Raw genomic sequence first — 702 nt, 5'->3', positions numbered from 1 at the left:
CCCTTTATTTTTCTGTGTGATGCATTCATCAGCAGCCGCGCTAGAACAAGAGTACGTCAGCTCTTTTGCCCAACACGCACGGGATACAGGAAGACCATCAATTACTTTAGGTGACTGAGTATCCGTGCATTGTTCTTTTTTGATTCGACACAGCGACCCCTTATTTTCAAAGCTCATGCAATGATTGTCCCAATATTCTTGGCTGATGTAGGGTTTGGAGTGTGCTGTGACCGTCAAAGCAACTTGAATGGGATAAATTCGTCCCCATCCTTTATTAATATAAAAGGTCAACAACCCATTATTAGCGCATGTTGGAGTACCAATCACCTGAACCCAATACGCATTCGCCCCATTATTTCGTATCGAATGAATGGTGGCACTCATTCCATCACACGAATGTTTCATCCGAATGGGATAAGGAACAGAGCCACCCACAGCATTAGTGATTGCGCCAGTCACCAAATTTACAGTAATCACTCCGGTCCATTTTTTAGCAACATAAAACGAAAAATCAGCGCGTTGCACCACTTTTTCGGAGTCCACCAGGACCTTAAGGTACTTGGTGCAGGTTTGATCGGGCAATAAACGAGAGCTGAAGCATTGTTCTTCATGTGTCTTCATCGTGCAGGTAGGCTTTTGATTCGAGCATTGAACGCGATTATTGGATTGTCCGTGCGTAATCGCATAACTTTCATCCTGAAT

Annotated in this window: 1 protein-coding gene; it reads right to left on the bottom strand. The window is 44.0% G+C overall.

Translation table 11 applies throughout. The annotated features are described in order from the left end of the window. Positions 1 to 702: conjugal transfer protein TraN (traN, locus tag A8O27_RS18190; protein ID WP_162270517.1), on the bottom strand; the 702-nt coding region annotated here is incomplete at both ends.

The sequence above is a fragment of the Legionella bozemanae genome (assembly GCF_001648595.1).
Classification (GTDB): domain Bacteria; phylum Pseudomonadota; class Gammaproteobacteria; order Legionellales; family Legionellaceae; genus Legionella; species Legionella bozemanae.
The sequence above is the reverse complement of the archived record's forward strand: the minus strand, read 5'-3'. Positions and strand labels throughout refer to the sequence as shown.